Raw genomic sequence first — 18036 nt, 5'->3', positions numbered from 1 at the left:
CGCGGACGATAGCCGCGCGGCGTCCGCGGCGCCATGACCTATGCGCGTTGCGTTGCCCCTTATGCGCTTGCGGCAAGCAGCGCGGCATTGCCGCCGGCCGCAGTGGTGTTGATGGTGAGCGTCTGCTCCGCGCAGAAGCGCAGCAGGTAGTGCGGCCCGCCGGCCTTGGGCCCGGTGCCGCTCAGCCCCTCGCCGCCGAATGGCTGCACGCCGACCACCGCGCCGATGATGTTGCGGTTGACGTAGATGTTGCCGACATGGGCGCGCACGGCCATGGCCAGGGCGCGGCTGTCGATGCGCGTCTGGATGCCGAGCGTGAGGCCGAAGCCGAGCGCGTTGATCTGGTCGATCACGGCCTGCGGCTCGCCGGACCAGCGCACGATGTGCAGCACCGGGCCGAAGATCTCGGTCCTCACGTGCTCGATGGCGGGCAGTTCGTAGGCATGCGGCGCGATCAGGTTGGGCAGCGGCGATGCGGAAGACGCAGGCGCCACCAGCACGCGGGCCTCCGCGTTCAGGCGCTGCAGATGGCGCTGGATGCCTTCGAAGGCTTCACGGTCGATCACCGGGCCGACGTCGGTCGCGAGTTCGGACGGGTCGCCCGCTGCAAGCTCATTCGCCGCGCCGCGGATCATCTCGATCACCCCGTCGGCAATGCTCTCGTGCAGGAGCAGCAGGCGCAGCGCCGAGCAGCGCTGGCCGGCCGAGCGGAAGGCGCTCTGCACCACGGCATCGACCACCTGCTCGGGCAGCGCGCTGGAGTCGACCACCATCGCGTTGATGCCGCCGGTCTCGGCGATCAGCGGCACGATCGGGCCGTCCTTCGCGGCCAGCGCGCGGTGGATGAGCTTCGCCACCTGGGTCGAGCCGGTGAACACCACGCCGGCCACGCCGGGCGCCGCCACCAGCGCGGCGCCGACGGTGTCGCCGGGGCCGTGCAGCAGCTGCGCGGCATCGGCCGGCACGCCTGCGGCATGCAGCAGCCGGACGGCTTCGAGGGCGACGGCCGGCGTCTGCTCGGCCGGCTTGGCCAGCACCGTGTTGCCGGTCGCGAGCGCGGCCGCCACCTGGCCCAGGAAGATCGCGAGCGGGAAGTTCCAGGGGCTGATGCAAACCCAGGGGCCGCGCCCCGTGAGCCGCAGCTCGTTGCTCTCGCCGGTGGGGCCGGGCAGCACGACCGGCCGCATGACCCGCTCGGCCTCGTCGGCGTAGTAGCGCAGGAAGTCGACCGCCTCGCGCACCTCGGCGACCGCATCGCCCCAGGTCTTGAAGGCTTCCTTGACCAGCAAGGCGCAGAAGCGCGGCAGCTCGGCATCGAGCGCGTCGGCCGCGCAGCGCAGCACGGCGGCGCGCTGCGCCACGGGCGTCTTGCTCCACGTGCGATAGCCGGCCGCCGAGGCGGCGACGGCATCGGCGGCCCGCTCTGCATCGAACTCGGCCACGGCCGGCACGGTGCACTCATCGTAGGCGGCAAGAAGCGGCGCACGCATCGATTCGACCGCGAGGTCCACGCCGTTGCTGTTGCGGCGCGCCGGCGGCGGGCCGTAGAGCGCGCTCGGCAGGGGCAGCGAGGCATCGCGCTCGAGCCAGAGCGGCGACACCAGCAGTTCGTCGACGGCGATCGATTCGTCGCCCAGCTGGTTGACGAAGGAGGAATTGGCGCCGTTCTCCAGCAGCCGGCGCACCAGATAGGCCAGCAGGTCCTTGTGCTGGCCCACCGGCGCGTAGATGCGCACCGGTGCGGTGGTGCTCTTCATCACCTCGCGATAGATGCCCTCGCCCATGCCGTGCAGGCGCTGCAATTCGAATGTGGCCCCCACGCTCGCCACTGCGTGTGCTTCGCTGCCCCCCGAGGGGGCTGCTTTTCCTTGGGGCGGCCCGGCGGAAAAGCGGCGATCCCCCGCCATCTGCAGAATGGCCGCAATGGTCCCCGCGTTGTGCGTCGCGAACTGCGGATAGATCGCGTCCGGCGCGGCCAGCAGCGCGCGGGCGCAGGCCAGGTAGCTGACGTCGCTGTGGTGCTTGTGCGTGAACACAGGGTAGTGCGGCAGGCCCAGCTCCTGAGCGCGCTTGATCTCGGCATCCCAGTAGGCGCCCTTGACCAGGCGGCACATCAGGCGCAGCCGGTACTTGCGCGCGATCGCGGCGACGTGCTCGATCAGCTCCAGCGCGCGCGTCTGGTAGGCCTGCAGCGCGAGGCCGAAGCCGCGCCACTGCGGGCGCTGGGCCGCCACCTTCGCAGCGAGCGCCTCGAACACTTCGAGCGAGAGCTCGAGGCGGTCGACCTCCTCGGCATCGATGGTGAGGTTGAGATTCGCGTCGGCCGCGAGCTCGCACAGCTGCCACACGCGCGGCACCAGCTCGCGCATCACGCGTTCGCGCTGCGCGTCTTCGTAGCGCGGATGCAGCGCGCTGAGCTTGATCGAGATGCCGTCGTTGTGCTCGGGCATGCCCTCGCTGTCGGCGCCGGCCGAGATGGACCGGATCGCGTTGGCGTAGCTGTCGAGGTAGCGAAGCGCATCGGCATCGGTGCGTGCGCCCTCGCCCAGCATGTCATAGCTGAAGCGCAGGGCTTCCTGCTTCCGGTGCGCCGATCGGGCCTCGGTCATCGCTTCCTCGATGGTCTGGCCCAGCACGAACTGGCGGCCCAGCAGCTGCACCGCGCGCAGCGTGGCGGCGACCACGGTACGCGCGCCGAGGCGGGCCATCAGTCCCGGCTCCGATCCGGGGTGCCCCGGGTCGGGCAGGAAGCGCTTCGACAGCGCGATGGCCGACGAAGAGAGGCGCGACAGCGTCGAGTCGGCGGCGCCATCGAAGTCGGCGCGGCCCAATTGGTCGGCGGTGAGCGCGATGGCGGTCTCGGCATCGGGCACGCGCAGCAGCGCTTCGGCCAGGCGCATCAGCGCCAAGCCCTCGGCGCTGGAGATCGGGTATTCGCGCAGCAGGCTTTCCATGGCCCAGAAGGGCGGCGGCCGCTCGCGCACGGCGCGCACCCAGGGGGTGGCGACGGCTGCGGCCGCGGTCCAGTCGAGCGCGCCCTTCAGGGCGGCGAGGCGGTGCGAAACGATGTCGGCTTCCGGCCGATAGGGGGTAGGCAGGCGCATGAGAAAGCTCCGGTGTCGATGCAGCGATGGTCCGCCTTTCGCCGCCGAGTTATTCACCAAATATTGGCCTGCCGCTGGATAATTCTCCAGCCATGAGCAACGAACCAGCCAATCTCGACCGCATCGACATGAAACTCCTGAAGATTCTTCAGGAGGACGGTCGAATCTCCAACCTCAAGCTGGCCGAGACCGTCTCGCTGTCTCCGACCGCCGTGCTGGCGCGCGTGCAACGGCTCACACGCGAGGGCTTCATCCAGGGCTACGAGGCGCGGCTCGACCCGCACAAGCTCGGCCGCGGCTTCACCGTCTTCGTCGAGGTGCTGCTGGACCGCACCACGGCCAACGTGTTCGACCAGTTCAAGGCCGCGGTGCAGGTGCGCGACGAGATCATGGAATGCCACATGGTCGCGGGCGGCTTCGACTACCTGCTCAAGACCCGCATGGCCGACATGGCGGCCTACCGCGAATTCGCCGGCACGGTGCTGTGGCAGCTGCCCGGCGTGCGCGAGACGCGGACCTATGCGGTGATGGAAGAGGTGAAGAGCAGCGCGCGGATTCCGCTGGGCTTCTAGCGCGCGCCGAAGACCGCCGTGCCGACGCGCACCATGGTGCTGCCGGCCGCGACCGCCGCTTCGAGGTCGGCCGACATGCCCAGCGAAAGCGTGTCGAGCTCCAGTCCCGCCGTGCGCAATGTCTCGAAAAGAACGGCCGCGTGCAGGAACACCGCGCGCTGTGCCTCGAAATCCGGCGCCGGTTCGGGGATCGCCATCAGCCCGCGCAGCCGCAAACGTGGCAAGGCCGCCACAGCGCGCGCCAGTTGCAAGGCCTCCTCGGCCGGCACGCCGGACTTGTTGGCGCCGCCGTCCACGTTGACCTGCAGGCACACCGAAAGCGGCGGCAGATGCGCCGGCCGCTGCTCGGCCAAGCGCTCGGCGATCTTCAGCCGGTCGATGCTGTGCACCCAGTCGAAGTGCTCGGCCACCGGCCGCGTCTTGTTGCTCTGCAGAGGGCCGATGCAGTGCCATTCGAGCTCGCCGCGCAGATCGGCCAGGGCCTCGATCTTGGCCACGCCCTCTTGCACGTAGTTCTCGCCGAAGGCAATCTGTCCGGCGGCGCGGGCCTCGCGCACGGCCTCGGCCGGGAAGGTCTTGGACACTGCAAGCAAGCGCACGCTCGCCGGATCGCGGCCGGCGGCCGTGCATGCCGTCACGATCCGGGCCCGAACTTGCTGGAGCTTGTCACCAATCATCGTCATAATCGTCAAAAGCGTATCAAAACGTCACCGAGGAGCTTCGTGGACATCACCCAACTGCTGGCCTTCAGCGTCAAGAACAAGGCTTCGGACCTGCATCTCTCGTCCGGCCTGCCACCCATGATCCGGGTCCATGGCGACGTGCGGCGCATCAACGTCGACGCGCTCGATCACAAGGCGGTGCATGCCATGGTGTACGACATCATGAGCGACATGCACCGCAAGCACTACGAAGAGTTCCTCGAGGTCGACTTCTCGTTCGAGATCGACGGCCTGGCGCGCTTCCGCGTGAATGCCTTCAACCAGGCGCGCGGCGCGGCCGCTGTGTTCCGCACCATTCCCTCGAAGATCCTCACGCTGGAGCAGCTCAACGCGCCGAAGATTTTCGGCGACCTCGCGCTCAAGCCGCGCGGCCTAGTGCTGGTGACCGGGCCCACCGGTTCGGGCAAGTCGACCACGCTGGCGGCGATGGTCAACTACCTGAACGAGACCGAGTACGGCCACATCCTGACGGTGGAAGACCCGATCGAGTTCGTGCACGAATCGAAGAAGTGCCTGATCAACCAGCGCGAAGTCGGGCCGATGACGCTCTCCTTCGCCAACGCGCTGCGCTCGGCGCTGCGCGAAGACCCGGACGCGATCCTGGTCGGCGAAATGCGCGACCTCGAAACCATTCGCCTCGCGATGACCGCGGCCGAAACCGGCCACCTGGTGTTCGGCACCCTGCACACCTCCTCGGCCGCCAAGACCATCGACCGGATCATCGACGTGTTCCCGGGCGAGGAAAAGGACATGATCCGCGCCATGCTGTCGGAGTCGCTTCAGGCCGTGATTTCGCAGACACTGTGCAAGACCAAGGACGGCCAGGGCCGGGTGGCGGCGCACGAGATCATGCTCGGCACCTCCGCGATCCGGAACCTGATCCGCGAAGGCAAGGTCGCGCAGATGTATTCGACCATCCAGACCAGCAGCGGCCAGGGCATGCAGACCCTCGACCAGAACCTGACCGACCTGGTGCGCCGCAGCGTCATTTCCGCGGCCGAAGCGCGCGGCAAGGCCAAGATCCCAGAAAACTTCCCGGGCTGAAGAACAGCCCCGCCCGCACCGGAGTACCGACATGGAACGCGATCAGGCCAGCCAGTTCATCAACGAACTTCTCAAGCTCATGGTGAGCCGCAACGGCAGCGACCTCTTCATCACGGCCGAATTTCCGCCCGCGATCAAGGTCGACGGCAAGGTCACCAAGGTCTCGCAGCAGGCGCTCGGCGCGCAGCACACGCTGGCACTGACGCGTTCGATCATGAACGACCGCCAGACCGCCGAATTCGAGCGCACCAAGGAGTGCAACTTCGCCATCTCGCCCACCGGCATCGGCCGCTTCCGCGTCAACGCCTTCGTGCAGCAGGGCAAGGTCGGCATGGTGCTGCGGACCATTCCGGCCAAGCTGCCGACCATCGACGCGCTCGGCATGCCGCAGGTGCTCAAGGACGTGGCGATGACCAAGCGCGGCCTCACCATCCTGGTGGGCGCCACCGGCTCGGGCAAGTCGACCACGCTGGCCGCCATGATCGACTGGCGCAACGAGAACTCCTACGGCCACATCGTGACGGTGGAAGACCCGGTCGAGTTCGTGCATCCGCACAAGAACTGCGTGGTGACGCAGCGCGAGGTCGGCATCGACACCGACAGCTGGGAAGCCGCGCTCAAGAACACGCTGCGCCAGGCGCCCGACGTGATCCTGATGGGCGAGATCCGCGACCGCGAGACCATGGAGCACGCGGTGGCCTTCGCCGAGACCGGCCACCTGTGCATGGCCACGCTGCACGCCAACAGCGCCAACCAGGCGCTGGACCGGATCATCAATTTCTTCCCCGAAGAGCGCCGCGCCCAGCTCCTGATGGACTTGTCGCTGAATCTGCGCTCGCTGATTTCGCAGCGCCTGGTTCCGACCGAAGACGGCCATGGCCGCATCGCCGCGGTCGAGATCCTGCTCAATACGCCGCTGGTTGCCGACATGATCTTCAAGGGCGAAGTGGGCGAGATCAAGGAGATCATGAAGAAGAGCCGCAACCTCGGCATGCAGACCTTCGACCAGGCGCTGTTCGACCTTTTCGAAGCCAATGCGATCTCCTTTGAAGAAGCGATCCGCAACGCCGACTCGGCCAACGACCTGCGCCTGCAGATCAAGCTCAACAGCCAGCGCGCGCGTTCGACCGACTTGTCCGCAGGCACCGAGCACTTCGCCATTGTTTAGCTCTCCCCCAGGCTTCGCGCACTTCGTGTCGCTGCGCCAACCCCCTCACCGGGGGCAACACCAGCGGCCCGGCACGGTTCCGCGGTGTTCCCGGAACCAGCCCAGCAGCGGTGGGCGCTAAGCTAGCGCCCATGAGCAGCCTCAATCCCAAAACCTACGATCCCGTCCCCGCGCAAAAGCTCGCCTTCCTCGGCCTCGGCGTGATGGGCTTCCCCATGGCCGGCCACCTCGCGCTCGCGGGCCACGATGTCGCGGTCTACAACCGCACCGCCGCCAAGTCTGCGGACTGGCAGAAGGAATTCGCGTCCCAGGCCAAGGGCGCGCTGCGCCACGCGGCCACGCCGCGCGAAGCCGCCTCGGGCGCAAGCATCGTCTTCTGCTGCGTCGGCAACGACGACGACCTGCGCTCGGTGGTGCTCGGCGACGACGGCGCCTTCGCGGGCATGGCCCCGGGCTCGGTCTTCGTCGACCACACCACCGCGTCGGCGGACGTCGCGCGCGAACTCGCGAAGGCGGCACTGGAACGCGGCCTGCAGTTCATCGACGCGCCGGTCTCCGGCGGCCAGGCCGGCGCCCAGAACGGCGCGCTGACGGTGATGTGCGGCGGCGACGCGGCCGCCTTCGAACGCGTGAAGCCGGTGATCGCGACCTTCGCGCGCGCCGTCACCCTGCTCGGTGGCAGCGGCGCGGGCCAGCTTGCGAAGATGGTCAACCAGATCGCGATCGCCGGCCTAGTGCAAGGCCTGTCGGAGGCGATCGCCTTCGGCCAGCGTGCCGGCCTGGACATGAACGAGGTGCTGGCCGTGATCGGCAAGGGCGCGGCGCAGAGCTGGCAGATGGACAACCGCGGCAAGACCATGATCGAAGGCAAGTTCGACTACGGCTTCGCGGTCGACTGGATGCGCAAGGACCTGGGCCTGGTGCTCGACGAAGCCAAGCGCAACGGCGCGCGGCTGCCGGTGACCGCGCTGGTGGACCAGTTCTATGCCGACGTGCAGCAGGCCGGCGGGCGGCGCTGGGACACTTCGAGCCTGATCACCAGGCTCAAGTAGGAATCAGCGAACCGGCGTGGCGGTCGCGCCGCCGGCTGGCGGTGAACCCGCCGGCGGCAGCGGCTCCATCGGCGGCAGCGGCACGTTGGAACGCGAAGCCGGCGCCGGCCCGGTGCCGCCCTGCTGCGCCTGGTTCGCGAGCTCCGCTTCGCTGACGATCTCGACCACGCGCACCACCTTCTCCACGCCCGACACGCCGCGCGCGATGTCGGTCGCGCGATCGGTTTCGCGCCGCGTGGCCAGGCCCATCAGATACACCGTGCCGCGGTCGGCGACGACCTTGAAGGAATTGGCGAAGACATCCTTGGCATCGAGCAGCGAGGCCTTGATCTTGCCGACGATGAAGGCGTCGTTGGAACGCTGCGGGAAGGTGCTCGGCGGCCCCACCGTCAGCTCGTTGACCACCGAACGCACGTTGTCGACGCGGCGCACCACCTCCTCGACGCGCCGCCGGTCGGCGTCGCTGCCCACCGCGCCGGTCAGGAGCACCTGGCGGTTGTAGCTCGTGATGGTGACGTACATCTGGTCGTTGGCGATCTCGCGCACCCGCGCGCCGCCGCGCAGCTCGATGCCCTGGTCGTCGATCTGCGCGCCCGAGCTGCGGCGGTCGGTCGCGACCATGCCCGCACCGACGACCGCGGCGCCTCCGACCACCAGCGGCACGCAGGCGGAAAGGCCGACAGCCAGCGCGGCGCCCGCGGCCAGAGTCAACGCGAGGCGTCGGGTGGATGTCTTCGTCATGTGGAACCTTCCTGTTCTCCGAGTAACTGGGCGTCCACGCCGTCGCACAGGCAGTGCAGCGCGAGCAGGTGAACTTCATGGATTCGTGCCGCGCGTTCGTGCGGCACGCAGATCTGGACATCCGTTTCGCGCAGCGCGCGCCCCACGGCGCCGCCTGGGCTGCTGCTGGCGCCGCCGCCCGCGGCATTGCCCAGCAGGGCGACCACCGTCATGTCGCGTGCATGGGCCGCCTCGACCGCAGCGAGCACCGCGGCCGACTGGCCGCTGGCGCTCAGGGTCAGCAGCACGTCGCCGGCCTGGCCCAGGGCCCGCACCTGGCGCGCGAAGCGGTCCGCGTCGTTCGCGTCGGCGGTATCCGCGGCGGGGTCGGTGGTGTCGCCCGGCAGCGCGATCGCGCCGAGCTCGGGGCGCTCGCGCTCGAAACGGCCGACGAACTGGGCGGCGAACTGCGCAGCGAGAAGCCCCGAGACGCCGGAGCCGCAGGCCAGGATCTTGCCGCCGCTGGTGACGCAGGCGAGCAACGCCTGCATTGCCTGTGCAATCGGTTTGCTGAGTAGCGGGCCTGCCTGGTACTTGAGGTCCGCGCTGTCGATGAAGTGCTGCTGGATCCGTTGCTCGAGCATGGGCCGGGATGATAACTGCGGGTTCTGAAACAAGACGTAGGTGCTGCGCTTGAGTATGGGGCAACGCATCGGTTCCCTCGGCGGCTCAATCCGCGTCGAATGCGGCCTGCATCCACGCGATGCGCTCTTCCACCAACCCGACGTCGAAGCGGCAGGGCGGCAGCGTGCGCAGGCGGCTCAGATAGTGCCGGGCAGCGAACACGATGCGCCGCTTCTTCACGCCGGTGATGCTGCCGGCCGCGCCGCCATGCGTGGCGCTGGCGCGTTGGCGCACCTCGACGAACACCAAGTGCCGTCGCGCGGATCGCGCACGATCAGGTCGATCTCGCCGCCGCCGCGGCCCGTGGTTCGATAATTGCGCGCGACCAGCACCAGGCCGGCCGCCTGCAGATGGGCGAGCGCGGCGTCTTCCGCCGCATCGCCGCGCTGCTTGGTCGTCACTTGAATGCCTCCCTGCCGTCTTGTTCTGGAGAAAACTCATTGAACTCTCTCGCTCCCGCCTCGTTCGCCGCCGCCCTGCAGGCCGCGCGCGATGCTGCGGGTGCGCAGCATTATCCGGAAGGCGCGCTCTACGTGGTCGCGACGCCGATCGGCAACCTGGCGGACATCACGCTGCGCGCGTTGCAGGTGCTGCAGCTGGTCGATGCCGTCGCCTGCGAGGACACGCGCCACACGCAGAGCCTGCTGCGCGCCTACGGCATCGACCGCCCCTCGGCCCGGTTGCTCGCCGTGCACCAGCACAACGAAGCCGAGGCGGCGCAGGCCGTGATCGCGCGGCTTGCCCTCGGTGAACGCATCGCCTATGTCAGCGACGCCGGCACGCCCGGCGTGAGCGACCCGGGCGCGCGCCTGGTCGCGGCCGTGCGCGAGGCAGGCTACCGCGTGCTGCCCCTGCCTGGCGCGAGCAGCGTGACGACGCTGATCGGCGCGGCCGGGCTGGTTGCGACGGGCGATTCGAGCAGCGCCTTCGTGTTCGCCGGCTTCCTGCCCAGCAAGTCCGGCGAGCGCGATGCCGCCGTGCAGGCGCTGGCCGCCGAGCCGCGCAGCGTGGTTCTGCTCGAGGCGCCACATCGCATCGAAGCGCTGGCACGCGCGCTGGCCGTCCTGGGCGAGCGGCGCGTGACAGTTGGCCGCGAACTCACCAAGCAATTCGAGGAGATCGCCACCGTGGCCGCCGCCGCCCTGCCCGACTGGTTCGCGCGCAGCCGCGACCGCACGCGTGGCGAGTTTGCGCTGGTGCTGCATCCGAAGCCCGCGGCAGAAGATGACGGCAACGCCGAAGCCGAACGCGTGCTGCGCTTGCTGCTTGCGGAGCTGCCGCTCAAGAGCGCGGTGCGGCTGGCGGCCGAGATCAGCGGCGCGCCGCGCAATGCGCTCTACGACACCGCGCTGCGGCTGCGCGACGAACCGAGCGACTAGGGCCTGTTGACAGGCCCTAACCGTCGAGTTCCGGATAGCGCCGGAAAATGCCTTCCTCGTTGAAGGCGACGCGGCGCGGGCTCTGGAGGTAGTTGTGCACGCGCTGGCGGCGGCCCACGTTGGCATGCAGCTTGGCGACCGCGGGCGTCTCGGCCAGCACGCGTGCCGCGGCCTTCGGAAAGGCATAGCGCAGACCCGCCACCAGTTGGAACAGCGACAGATCGGCATAGGTCAGCGCATCGCCGACGAGGTGCAGATCGCCTGCGGGATTGCGCGCGAGCACGCGCTCGAACCAGCCGAGGAATTTCGGAATCCGCTCTTCGCGAAAGCACTTGGCGCGCTCCTGCGCGGCCTCGCGCTGCTCTTCGTAGTAGCGGCCGGTCGAGATCGGATGGTGCGTGTCGTGCGCCTCGGCCACCATGTCGGCGATGGTGAGCTGCAACTGGTGCGTCCAGAGCGCGTCGGCCTCGCCGATGCCGGCGAGCCCGAGCCGTGGGCCGAGATAGAGCAGGATCGCGGCGGTCTGGCCGACCACGATGTCGCCGTCGACGAGGAAGGGCGGCGCGAAGGCCGCGCGCGGGTTGTCCGGGTCGTCGAGCGATCGCGCCAGCGCCGCCTCGCCGCCGCCCTTGCCCGCCGGCTCGCGCGCCACGTCGACATACGCGGCGCCGGCCGCCTCGAGTGCCAGGCGCACGAACTCGCCGCGGCCCTGGATGCTGGGCCAGTAGTGGAGTTGGTAGGTCAAGGAAGGCCCTCCGCGAAGCCGCCAGGAATCGAACCTGGATCTCAGCCTTCGGAGGGCCGAATTCTATCCGTTGAAATACAGCGAGATGGGGCTCCAGCCAGCGGCCGGAGCCCGTCATTATCGCCCATCAGGCCGCGGCCTTGCAGTCTGCGTCGACGACCGCGGACGGGCGCTCGAACCCGAGGCCTGCCAGGTAGACGCGGAAGATGTGGCGGCCGGCCGGCACGAGGTCGAAGGCCTCGGGCTCCAGCAGCCAGTCCTGGATCAACCCGCTGATCACCGCATGCAGGCCGTAGGCCGCGGTCTTGACCGGGATCGGCAGCTGGATGCCCGCCTGCCGCGCCGCGTGCTGCAGCGCATTGCCGAAATCGACCACGCATTCGTTGCGCGCGCTGCGGTGGCGCTGCAGCACCGCCTCCATGTCGCTGGTGTATTCGACCTTGAGCGTGGCGACCTCGAACACGCGCCGCACCTGCGGGTCGCTGACCATCAGGCTCAGGGCCTGGACCATCACCCGCTCGATCGCCGCCAGCGGATCCTCGCCCGTCGTGCTGGCCTCGCGCGTCGCCGCCTCCAGCGGCAGCGTGACCCGCTCCATCATCGCGTTGAAGAGGTCTGCCTTGTCCTTGAAGTGCCAGTAGATTGCGCCGCGCGTGGCGCCGGCCTGCTGCGCGATCTGCTGCAATGAGGTCTGCGAAACGCCTTGGCCTTGAAACAGCACTTCGGCAGCATCGAGCAACCGGTGCCGTGTCGCCAGCGCCTCTTCCTTGGTACGTCGGACCACTATGCCCCTTTATTCATGTGAGGGTAATCACTATACATCCATGAATGTATGTAAACTCGGGTCCCTCCCGATGGCCTGACTCGCCGTGATGGTTTAAGCACCTCGCCGCGACGTACCGTCCCCCTTCTTTGCTCAAAGGATTCGCATGCCTCAACTGCATGTCTCGCGTCATTCGTTGTTTTCGCCGCGCCGCGCAGCCGTCGCGGCCGCGGTCGCTGCGGGGCTTGTGCTCGCAGCCTGCGGCAAGAGCGGAGCGCCGGCCGCTGCCGCCCAGGGCGGTGGTGCCGGCGGCGGTGCACCGCCGCCGCCCGAAGTCGGCGTGGTGGTTGCGACGCCGACCGACGTCGGCCTGGTGACCGAGCTGCCCGGCCGGCTCGAAGCCTCGCGCGTGGCCGAGGTGCGCGCCCGCGCCGCTGGCATCCTGCAGAAGCGGCTGTTCCGCGAAGGCAGCGACGTGAAGGCAGGCCAGCCGCTGTTCAACATCGACCCCGCGCCCTACGCCGCCGCGGCGCAGAGCGCACAGGCGAGCCTGGCGCGCGCCGAAGCCAACGCAGTGCAGGCCAAGGCCCTGGCCGAGCGCTACAAGCCGCTGGTGGAAGCCAACGCCGTCAGCAAGCAGGAATATCTCAATGCCGTGGCCGCGGCCAAGACGGCCGAGGCGGATGTCGCGGTGGGCCGCGCCTCGGTGCAGACCGCGAAGATCAATCTCGGCTACGCGAGCGTGACGGCCCCGATTTCCGGCCGCATCGGCCGCGCGCTGGTGACCGAAGGCGCACTGGTGGGCCAGGGCGATGCGACCGCGCTGGCCGTGGTCCAGCAGATCGACCCGATGTACGTGAACTTCACGCAGTCGGCCAGCGACGTGCTCAGGCTGCGCCGCGCGATGGAGGCCGGCCAGTTCAAGCGCGCCAGCGGCGCCGACGCAGCCAGCGTGCGCGTCGTGCTGGAAGACGGCAGCGAGTACGCGCTGCCCGGCAAGCTGCTGTTCTCCGACCTGACGGTCGACTCCACCACCGGCCAGGTCACGCTGCGCGCCGAGGTGCCGAATCCAAAGGGCGAGCTGCTGCCCGGCCTCTACGTGCGGGTGAAGGTGGAGCAGGCCCAGGCCACCAACGCAATCACCGTGCCGCAGCAGGCCGTCACGCGCACCCAGCAGGGCGACACGCTGACGGTGGTCGATGCCGAGGGCAAGATGCACAAGCGCACAGTGAAGATCAGCGCGGCCCAGAACAACCAGTGGATCGTGCTCGATGGCCTGAAGGCCGGCGAGCAGGTCATGGTCGACGGCTTCCAGAAGCTGATGATGATGCCGCCCGGCGCGCCGGTGAAGGCGGTGCCGTGGAAGGCGCCGACGCCGGCTTCCGCGGGCGCCGCGAACGCCGCTCCTGCTGCCACGGCAGCTGCTTCGGCTCCTGCCGCGAAGCAGTAAGGAGCGCCCCCGCATGGCTAAATTCTTTATCGACCGTCCGATCTTCGCGTGGGTGATCGCGCTGTTCATCATCGTGGTGGGCGCCGTGTCCATCACGCAGCTGCCGATCGCGCAGTACCCGCCGGTGGCACCGCCGGCCATCGTCGTCAACGTCGCCTATCCCGGCGCCTCGGCCCAGACGCTGGAGGACAGCGTGCTCTCGGTCATCGAGCGCGAGATGAACGGCTCGCCGGGCCTCATCTACATGGAATCGGTCGCGCAGGCGGATGGCACCGGCACCATCACCATCACCTTCGAGACCGGCACCAACGCCGAGCTCGCCCAGGTGGACGTGCAGAACCGGCTGTCGCGCGCCACGCCGCGGCTGCCGGCCGCCGTGACGCAGCAGGGCGTGCGCGTGGACAAGTCGCGCAACAACTTCCTGCTGTTCACGATGCTGTCCTCCGACAACCCGGCGATCGACACCACGGCGCTGGGCGATTACGCATCGCGCAACGTGGTGCCCGAGCTGCAGCGCGTGGCCGGGGTCGGCCAGGCCCAGCTCTTCGGCACCGAGCGCGCGATGCGCATCTGGATCGAGCCGGCCAAGCTGCAGGGCTACAACCTGTCGGCGGCCGACGTCAACGCGGCGATTCGCGCCCAGAACGCGCAGGTCTCCTCGGGCACCATCGGCGACCTGCCCAACGTGGCGGGCCAGGCCATCGCGGCCACCGTGGTGGTCAACGGCCAGCTCACCTCGACCTCGCAGTTCGGTGACATCGTGCTGCGCGCCAACACCGACGGCTCCAGCGTGCGGCTCAAGGACGTGGCGCGCATCGAGCTCGGCGGTCAGGCCTACTCGACCTCGGCGCGGCTCAACGGCGAGCAGGCGGTGGGCATCGGCGTGCAGCTCGCCCCCGGCGGCAACGCGCTGCAGTCGGCCAAGGCGATCCGCGCCAAGATGGCCGAGCTCGAGCGCTACTTCCCGCAGGGCGTGAAGTGGACCATCCCCTACGACAGCTCGCGCTTCGTGAACATCTCCATCACCGAGGTGGTGAAGACGCTGTTCGAGGCGGTGGCGCTGGTGTTCCTGGTGATGTTCCTGTTTCTGCAGAACTGGCGCTACACGCTCATCCCGACCGTGGTGGTGCCGATCGCGCTGCTGGGCACCTTCGGCATCCTGCTGGCGCTGGGCTTCTCGATCAACGTGCTGACCATGTTCGGCATGGTGCTGGTGATCGGCATCGTGGTGGACGACGCGATCGTGGTGGTGGAGAACGTCGAGCGCATCATGAGCGAGGAGGGGCTCTCGCCGCTCGAAGCCACGCGCAAGGCGATGCGCCAGATCTCCGGCGCCATCATCGGCGTGACCGTGGTGCTGATCTCGGTGTTCGTGCCGCTGGCCTTCTTCGCCGGCTCCACCGGCAACATCTATCGCCAGTTCTCGGCGGTGATGGTGGCCTCGATCGCCTTCTCGGCCTTCATGGCGCTGTCGCTCACGCCGGCCCTGTGCGCCACGCTGCTCAAGCCCGTGGAGGCCGGCCACCACCACGAGAAGCGCGGCTTCTTCGGCTGGTTCAACCGCAGCTTCGCCCGTACCGCCAAGGGCTATGAGAGCCTGGTGGCGCGCATCCTCAAGCGCGCGGCGCGCTACCTGGTGATCTACGTGGCCATCATCGGCGCCGTGGTGCTGGTCTACCGCCAGCTGCCCACCTCCTTCCTGCCGCAGGAAGACCAGGGCTACATCATCGTCAACGTGCAGCTGCCCCCGGGTGCGACGAAGGAGCGCATGCTGTCGGTGATGCAGGATGTCGAGAAGTACATCCTGAAGCAGCCCGAGGTGGAGAGCATGGTCGGGGTGCTGGGCTTCAGCTTCTCGGGCCAGGGCCAGAACGCCGGCCTCGCCTTCGTGACGCTCAAGGACTGGGACCAACGGCACGACCCGAGCCATTCGGCCGAGGCGGTGGCCGGCCGCGCCTTCGGGGCGCTGTCGGGCATCCGCGACGCCTTCATCTACCCGCTGTCGCCGCCGCCCATCCCCGAGCTGGGCAACGCCAGCGGCTTCAGCTTCCGCCTGCAGGACCGCGGCGGCGCCGGCCACGAGGCGCTGATCAACGCGCGCAACCAGCTGCTCGGCATGGCCAGCAAGAGCGCGATCCTGACGCAGGTGCGCCCGGACGGCCTGGAAGACGCGCCGCAGCTGCAGATCGACATCGATCGCGACAAGGCGAACGCGCTGGGCGTGAGCTTCGATGCCATCAACAGCACGCTGTCGACGGGGCTGGGCTCGACCTACGTGAACGACTTCCCGAACCAGGGGCGCCTGCAGCGGGTGGTGGTGCAGGCCGACGCGCCGGCGCGCATGCAACCCGAGGACCTGCTCAGGCTCAACGCCAGCAACACCAAGGGCGAGCCGGTGCCGCTGTCGGCCTTCGCGAGCACGCGCTGGATCACCGGCGCGCAGCAGACGGTGCGCTACAACGGCTACCCCGCGGTCCGCATCTCGGGCTCGGCCGCGCCGGGCTCCAGCTCGGGCGCCGCGATGGCCGAGATCGAAAAGCTCGCCGCGCAGCTGCCGCCAGGCTTCGGCTACGAGTGGACCGGCCAGTCGCGCGAAGAGAAGCTCGCCGGCGCGCAGGCCATCATCCTCTACGCCTTCTCGATCCTGGCCGTGTTCCTGTGCCTGGCCGCGCTGTACGAAAGCTGGACGATTCCGCTGTCCGTGATCATGGTGGTGCCGTTGGGCGTGCTGGGCGTGCTGCTCGCGACCCTGCTGCGCGCCTATTCGAACGACGTGTACTTCCAGGTCGGCCTGATCACCATCATCGGCCTGTCGGCCAAGAACGCGATTCTGATCATCGAGTTCGCCAAGGACCTGCAGGCGCAGGGCAAGGGCGTGGTCGAGTCGGCGCTGGCCGCCGCCCACCTGCGGTTCCGCCCGATCATCATGACCTCGCTGGCCTTCGGCCTCGGCGTGCTGCCACTGGTGCTGGCCTCGGGCGCGGGCTCGGCGAGCCAGCGCGCGATCGGCACCGGCGTGATCGGCGGCATGGTGACCGGCACCGTGCTCGCGGTGATTTTCGTGCCGGTCTTCTTCGTGGTCGTGCGCAGCCTGTTCAAGGGCAGCGAGCGCCAGCATGAGGTCGACAGGCGCCACGCGCAAGCCGCAGGCATCGAGGAAAGCCCCGCCCATGACTAAAAAGAAATTCCTTTCCACCGCGCTGGCCGGCGCCGCCGCGATGCTGATGGCCGGCTGCTCGCTGATCCCGGCCTACGAGCGCCCTGCCGCGCCCGTGCCGGCGGCCTATCCGGGCGCGCAGGCCGCCAGCAGTGCGCAATCGCCCGCCTCCACGCTCGCCTGGCAGGACTTCTTCACCGATGCGCGCCTTGCGAAGCTGATCGAGACCGCGCTGGCCAACAACCGCGACCTGCGCGTGTCCGTGCTCAACATCGAGCAGGCGCGCGCCCAGTTCCGGATTCAGCGCGCGGCCCAGTTCCCCGCGGTCGATCTCACGGCCAGCGGCTCGCGCTCGAGCCCGAACGCGCTCCAGGCCGTGGGCCTGGGCGGCAGCGTGGCATCGAGCTATTCGGTCAACCTCGGCATCACCGCCTGGGAACTCGACTTCTTCGGCCGCGTCGCCAGTCTCAAGGAACAGGCGCTGGCGCAGTTCCTCGCCACCGAGGAATCGCGCAAGGCGGCGCAGATCAGCCTCATCGGCGCGGTCGCCAGCGGCTGGCTCACGCTGATCGCGGACGACCAGCTGCTCGAGCTCACGCGCCAGACCCTGGCCACGCGCGAGGAGTCGCAGAAGCTCACGCGCATGCGCTTCGACAGCGGCGTGGTCTCGGAAATCGACCTGCGCCTGGCCGACACGCTGGCCGAATCCGCGCGTGCCTCCTACGCCGAGCAGCAACGCCTGCGCATGCAGGACGAGAACGCGCTGGCCCTGCTGCTCGGCGCGCCGGTGCCGGCCGAGGCGACCGAAGGCGGCCGCGGCCTCGATGCGATCGCGCTGATGCCGGAGCTGCCGGCCGGCCTGCCCTCCGACCTGCTGGGCGAGCGGCCCGACATCCGCGCCGCCGAGCAGCAGCTGATCGCGGCCAACGCCAACATCGGCGCCGCGCGCGCGGCCTTCTTCCCGCGCGTCACGCTGACCTCGTCGATCGGCACCGCGAGCAGCGAGTTCTCGGGGCTGTTCGACAAGGGCTCCAAGGCCTGGTCCTTCGCGCCGCAGGTCACGCTGCCGATCTTCGATGCGGGCGCCAACCAGGCCGGGCTGGATTCGGCCCGGGCCGGCCGCGAGATCGCGGTGGCGCAGTACGAGAAGTCGATCCAGACGGCCTTCCGCGAAGTCGCCGATGCGCTCGCCGGCCGCGCCACGCTCGGCGAGCAGTTGCGGGCCCTGCGCGCGCAGTCGAACGCCGAGGAGGTCCGCTTCAAGCTCTCCGACCTGCGCTACCGCAACGGCATCGCGAGCGCGCTCGACCTGCTCGATTCGCAGCGCTCGCTCTACAGCGTGCAGCAGGCCGCGGTGCAGACCCGGCTGCTGCAGTTGCAGAACCAGGTCGCGCTCTATAAAACGCTGGGCGGCGGCTGGGCCACGCGTTGAGGCGGGCGCCCCTGGGCGCCCTATCTATAATCGCCGGTTGATTT

Annotated in this window: 14 protein-coding genes and 1 pseudogene; 8 read left to right on the top strand and 7 right to left on the bottom strand. The window is 69.0% G+C overall.

Going from position 1 to position 18036, the window contains the following annotated elements:
• Window positions 1-59: 59 nt before the first annotated feature.
• The gene (locus tag AC3A6B_RS08185) at window positions 60-3104 is read right to left on the bottom strand and encodes an L-glutamate gamma-semialdehyde dehydrogenase (RefSeq protein ID WP_487836231.1); all 3045 of its coding nucleotides are present in this window, start codon (window positions 3102-3104) and stop codon (window positions 60-62) included.
• 92 nt (window positions 3105-3196) lie between these two features.
• Between AC3A6B_RS08185 and AC3A6B_RS08180 the strand changes: the two genes are divergently transcribed.
• Window positions 3197-3676 carry an Lrp/AsnC ligand binding domain-containing protein gene (locus tag AC3A6B_RS08180; protein ID WP_487836230.1) on the top strand — a complete coding sequence of 160 codons (480 nt, stop codon included), beginning with the start codon at window positions 3197-3199 and terminating at the stop codon, window positions 3674-3676.
• Here AC3A6B_RS08180 and AC3A6B_RS08175 read toward each other — a convergent pair.
• Window positions 3673-4359, bottom strand: a complete 687-nt coding sequence (locus tag AC3A6B_RS08175; protein WP_487836229.1) for a YggS family pyridoxal phosphate-dependent enzyme — start codon at window positions 4357-4359, stop codon at window positions 3673-3675. The genes AC3A6B_RS08180 and AC3A6B_RS08175 overlap by 4 nt on opposite strands.
• A 39-nt stretch (window positions 4360-4398) precedes the next feature.
• Between AC3A6B_RS08175 and AC3A6B_RS08170 the strand changes: the two genes are divergently transcribed.
• From AC3A6B_RS08170 to AC3A6B_RS08160, 3 genes are all read left to right on the top strand, one after another.
• A complete protein-coding gene (locus AC3A6B_RS08170) occupies window positions 4399-5442 on the top strand; it encodes a type IV pilus twitching motility protein PilT (protein ID WP_126838096.1) in 1044 nt (347 codons plus the stop codon).
• A 31-nt stretch (window positions 5443-5473) separates the two neighbouring features.
• Window positions 5474-6610 carry a PilT/PilU family type 4a pilus ATPase gene (locus AC3A6B_RS08165; protein WP_214695927.1) on the top strand — a complete coding sequence of 379 codons (1137 nt, stop codon included), beginning with the start codon at window positions 5474-5476 and terminating at the stop codon, window positions 6608-6610.
• Window positions 6611-6741: 131 nt separating this feature from the next.
• Window positions 6742-7662, top strand: coding sequence for an NAD(P)-dependent oxidoreductase (locus AC3A6B_RS08160; protein WP_487836228.1), 921 nt, complete (start codon window positions 6742-6744; stop codon window positions 7660-7662).
• A gap of 3 nt (window positions 7663-7665) precedes the next feature.
• On the opposite strand, the gene AC3A6B_RS08155 is transcribed toward AC3A6B_RS08160, so the two are convergent.
• The 3 genes and pseudogenes from AC3A6B_RS08155 to AC3A6B_RS08145 all read right to left on the bottom strand — a co-directional run bounded on the left by AC3A6B_RS08155 (window position 7666) and on the right by AC3A6B_RS08145 (window position 9507).
• Entirely contained in the window at window positions 7666-8403 is a 738-nt protein-coding gene (locus AC3A6B_RS08155) for a BON domain-containing protein (protein WP_487836227.1), read from the bottom strand.
• Entirely contained in the window at window positions 8400-9026 is a 627-nt protein-coding gene (locus AC3A6B_RS08150) for an SIS domain-containing protein (RefSeq protein ID WP_487836226.1), read from the bottom strand. Before AC3A6B_RS08150 ends, AC3A6B_RS08155 begins: the two co-directional genes overlap by 4 nt.
• An 85-nt stretch (window positions 9027-9111) precedes the next feature.
• Window positions 9112-9507, bottom strand: a pseudogene (locus AC3A6B_RS08145) (YraN family protein).
• Here AC3A6B_RS08145 and rsmI point away from each other — a divergent pair.
• Complete coding sequence (rsmI, locus tag AC3A6B_RS08140) at window positions 9507-10445, top strand: 16S rRNA (cytidine(1402)-2'-O)-methyltransferase (RefSeq protein WP_487836225.1); 939 nt, start codon at window positions 9507-9509, stop codon at window positions 10443-10445. The pseudogene AC3A6B_RS08145 and the gene rsmI sit on opposite strands and share 1 nt — an antisense overlap.
• A gap of 16 nt (window positions 10446-10461) precedes the next feature.
• Here the strand turns inward: rsmI and AC3A6B_RS08135 are convergent, their stop codons facing one another.
• Both AC3A6B_RS08135 and AC3A6B_RS08130 read right to left on the bottom strand, forming a co-directional pair.
• Window positions 10462-11190: a glutathione S-transferase gene (locus AC3A6B_RS08135; protein WP_487836224.1), complete on the bottom strand. Its 729-nt coding sequence runs from the start codon at window positions 11188-11190 to the stop codon at window positions 10462-10464.
• A gap of 127 nt (window positions 11191-11317) precedes the next feature.
• Window positions 11318-11974: a TetR family transcriptional regulator gene (locus tag AC3A6B_RS08130; protein WP_487836223.1), complete on the bottom strand. Its 657-nt coding sequence runs from the start codon at window positions 11972-11974 to the stop codon at window positions 11318-11320.
• 145 nt (window positions 11975-12119) lie between these two features.
• Between AC3A6B_RS08130 and AC3A6B_RS08125 the strand changes: the two genes are divergently transcribed.
• The 3 genes from AC3A6B_RS08125 to AC3A6B_RS08115 are packed head-to-tail and all read left to right on the top strand — an operon-like array spanning window position 12120 to window position 17992.
• Entirely contained in the window at window positions 12120-13403 is a 1284-nt protein-coding gene (locus AC3A6B_RS08125) for an efflux RND transporter periplasmic adaptor subunit (RefSeq protein WP_487836222.1), read from the top strand.
• A gap of 13 nt (window positions 13404-13416) precedes the next feature.
• Window positions 13417-16581, top strand: coding sequence for an efflux RND transporter permease subunit (locus tag AC3A6B_RS08120; protein WP_487836221.1), 3165 nt, complete (start codon window positions 13417-13419; stop codon window positions 16579-16581).
• Entirely contained in the window at window positions 16574-17992 is a 1419-nt protein-coding gene (locus AC3A6B_RS08115; protein ID WP_487836220.1) for an efflux transporter outer membrane subunit, read from the top strand. Before AC3A6B_RS08120 ends, AC3A6B_RS08115 begins: the two co-directional genes overlap by 8 nt.
• The last annotated feature ends 44 nt before the right edge of the window (window positions 17993-18036 follow it).

The organism is Variovorax sp. Soil_C_33 (assembly GCF_057656935.1).
Note: the sequence above shows the minus strand (reverse complement) of the source record. Positions and strands in the feature narration are given on the sequence as shown.

What these genes read in the sequence shown, in the direction of transcription:
- AC3A6B_RS08165 (WP_214695927.1), top strand. Translation starts at nt 5,474, where the DNA reads ATGGAACGCGATCAGGCCAGCCAGTTCATCAACGAACTTCTCAAGCTC.
- AC3A6B_RS08175 (WP_487836229.1), bottom strand. Translation starts at nt 4,359, where the DNA reads ATGACGATGATTGGTGACAAGCTCCAGCAAGTTCGGGCCCGGATCGTG.
- AC3A6B_RS08150 (WP_487836226.1), bottom strand. Translation starts at nt 9,026, where the DNA reads ATGCTCGAGCAACGGATCCAGCAGCACTTCATCGACAGCGCGGACCTC.
- AC3A6B_RS08115 (WP_487836220.1), top strand. Translation starts at nt 16,574, where the DNA reads ATGACTAAAAAGAAATTCCTTTCCACCGCGCTGGCCGGCGCCGCCGCG.
- AC3A6B_RS08160 (WP_487836228.1), top strand. Translation starts at nt 6,742, where the DNA reads ATGAGCAGCCTCAATCCCAAAACCTACGATCCCGTCCCCGCGCAAAAG.
- AC3A6B_RS08185 (WP_487836231.1), bottom strand. Translation starts at nt 3,104, where the DNA reads ATGCGCCTGCCTACCCCCTATCGGCCGGAAGCCGACATCGTTTCGCAC.
- AC3A6B_RS08120 (WP_487836221.1), top strand. Translation starts at nt 13,417, where the DNA reads ATGGCTAAATTCTTTATCGACCGTCCGATCTTCGCGTGGGTGATCGCG.
- AC3A6B_RS08125 (WP_487836222.1), top strand. Translation starts at nt 12,120, where the DNA reads ATGCCTCAACTGCATGTCTCGCGTCATTCGTTGTTTTCGCCGCGCCGC.
- AC3A6B_RS08155 (WP_487836227.1), bottom strand. Translation starts at nt 8,403, where the DNA reads ATGACGAAGACATCCACCCGACGCCTCGCGTTGACTCTGGCCGCGGGC.
- AC3A6B_RS08180 (WP_487836230.1), top strand. Translation starts at nt 3,197, where the DNA reads ATGAGCAACGAACCAGCCAATCTCGACCGCATCGACATGAAACTCCTG.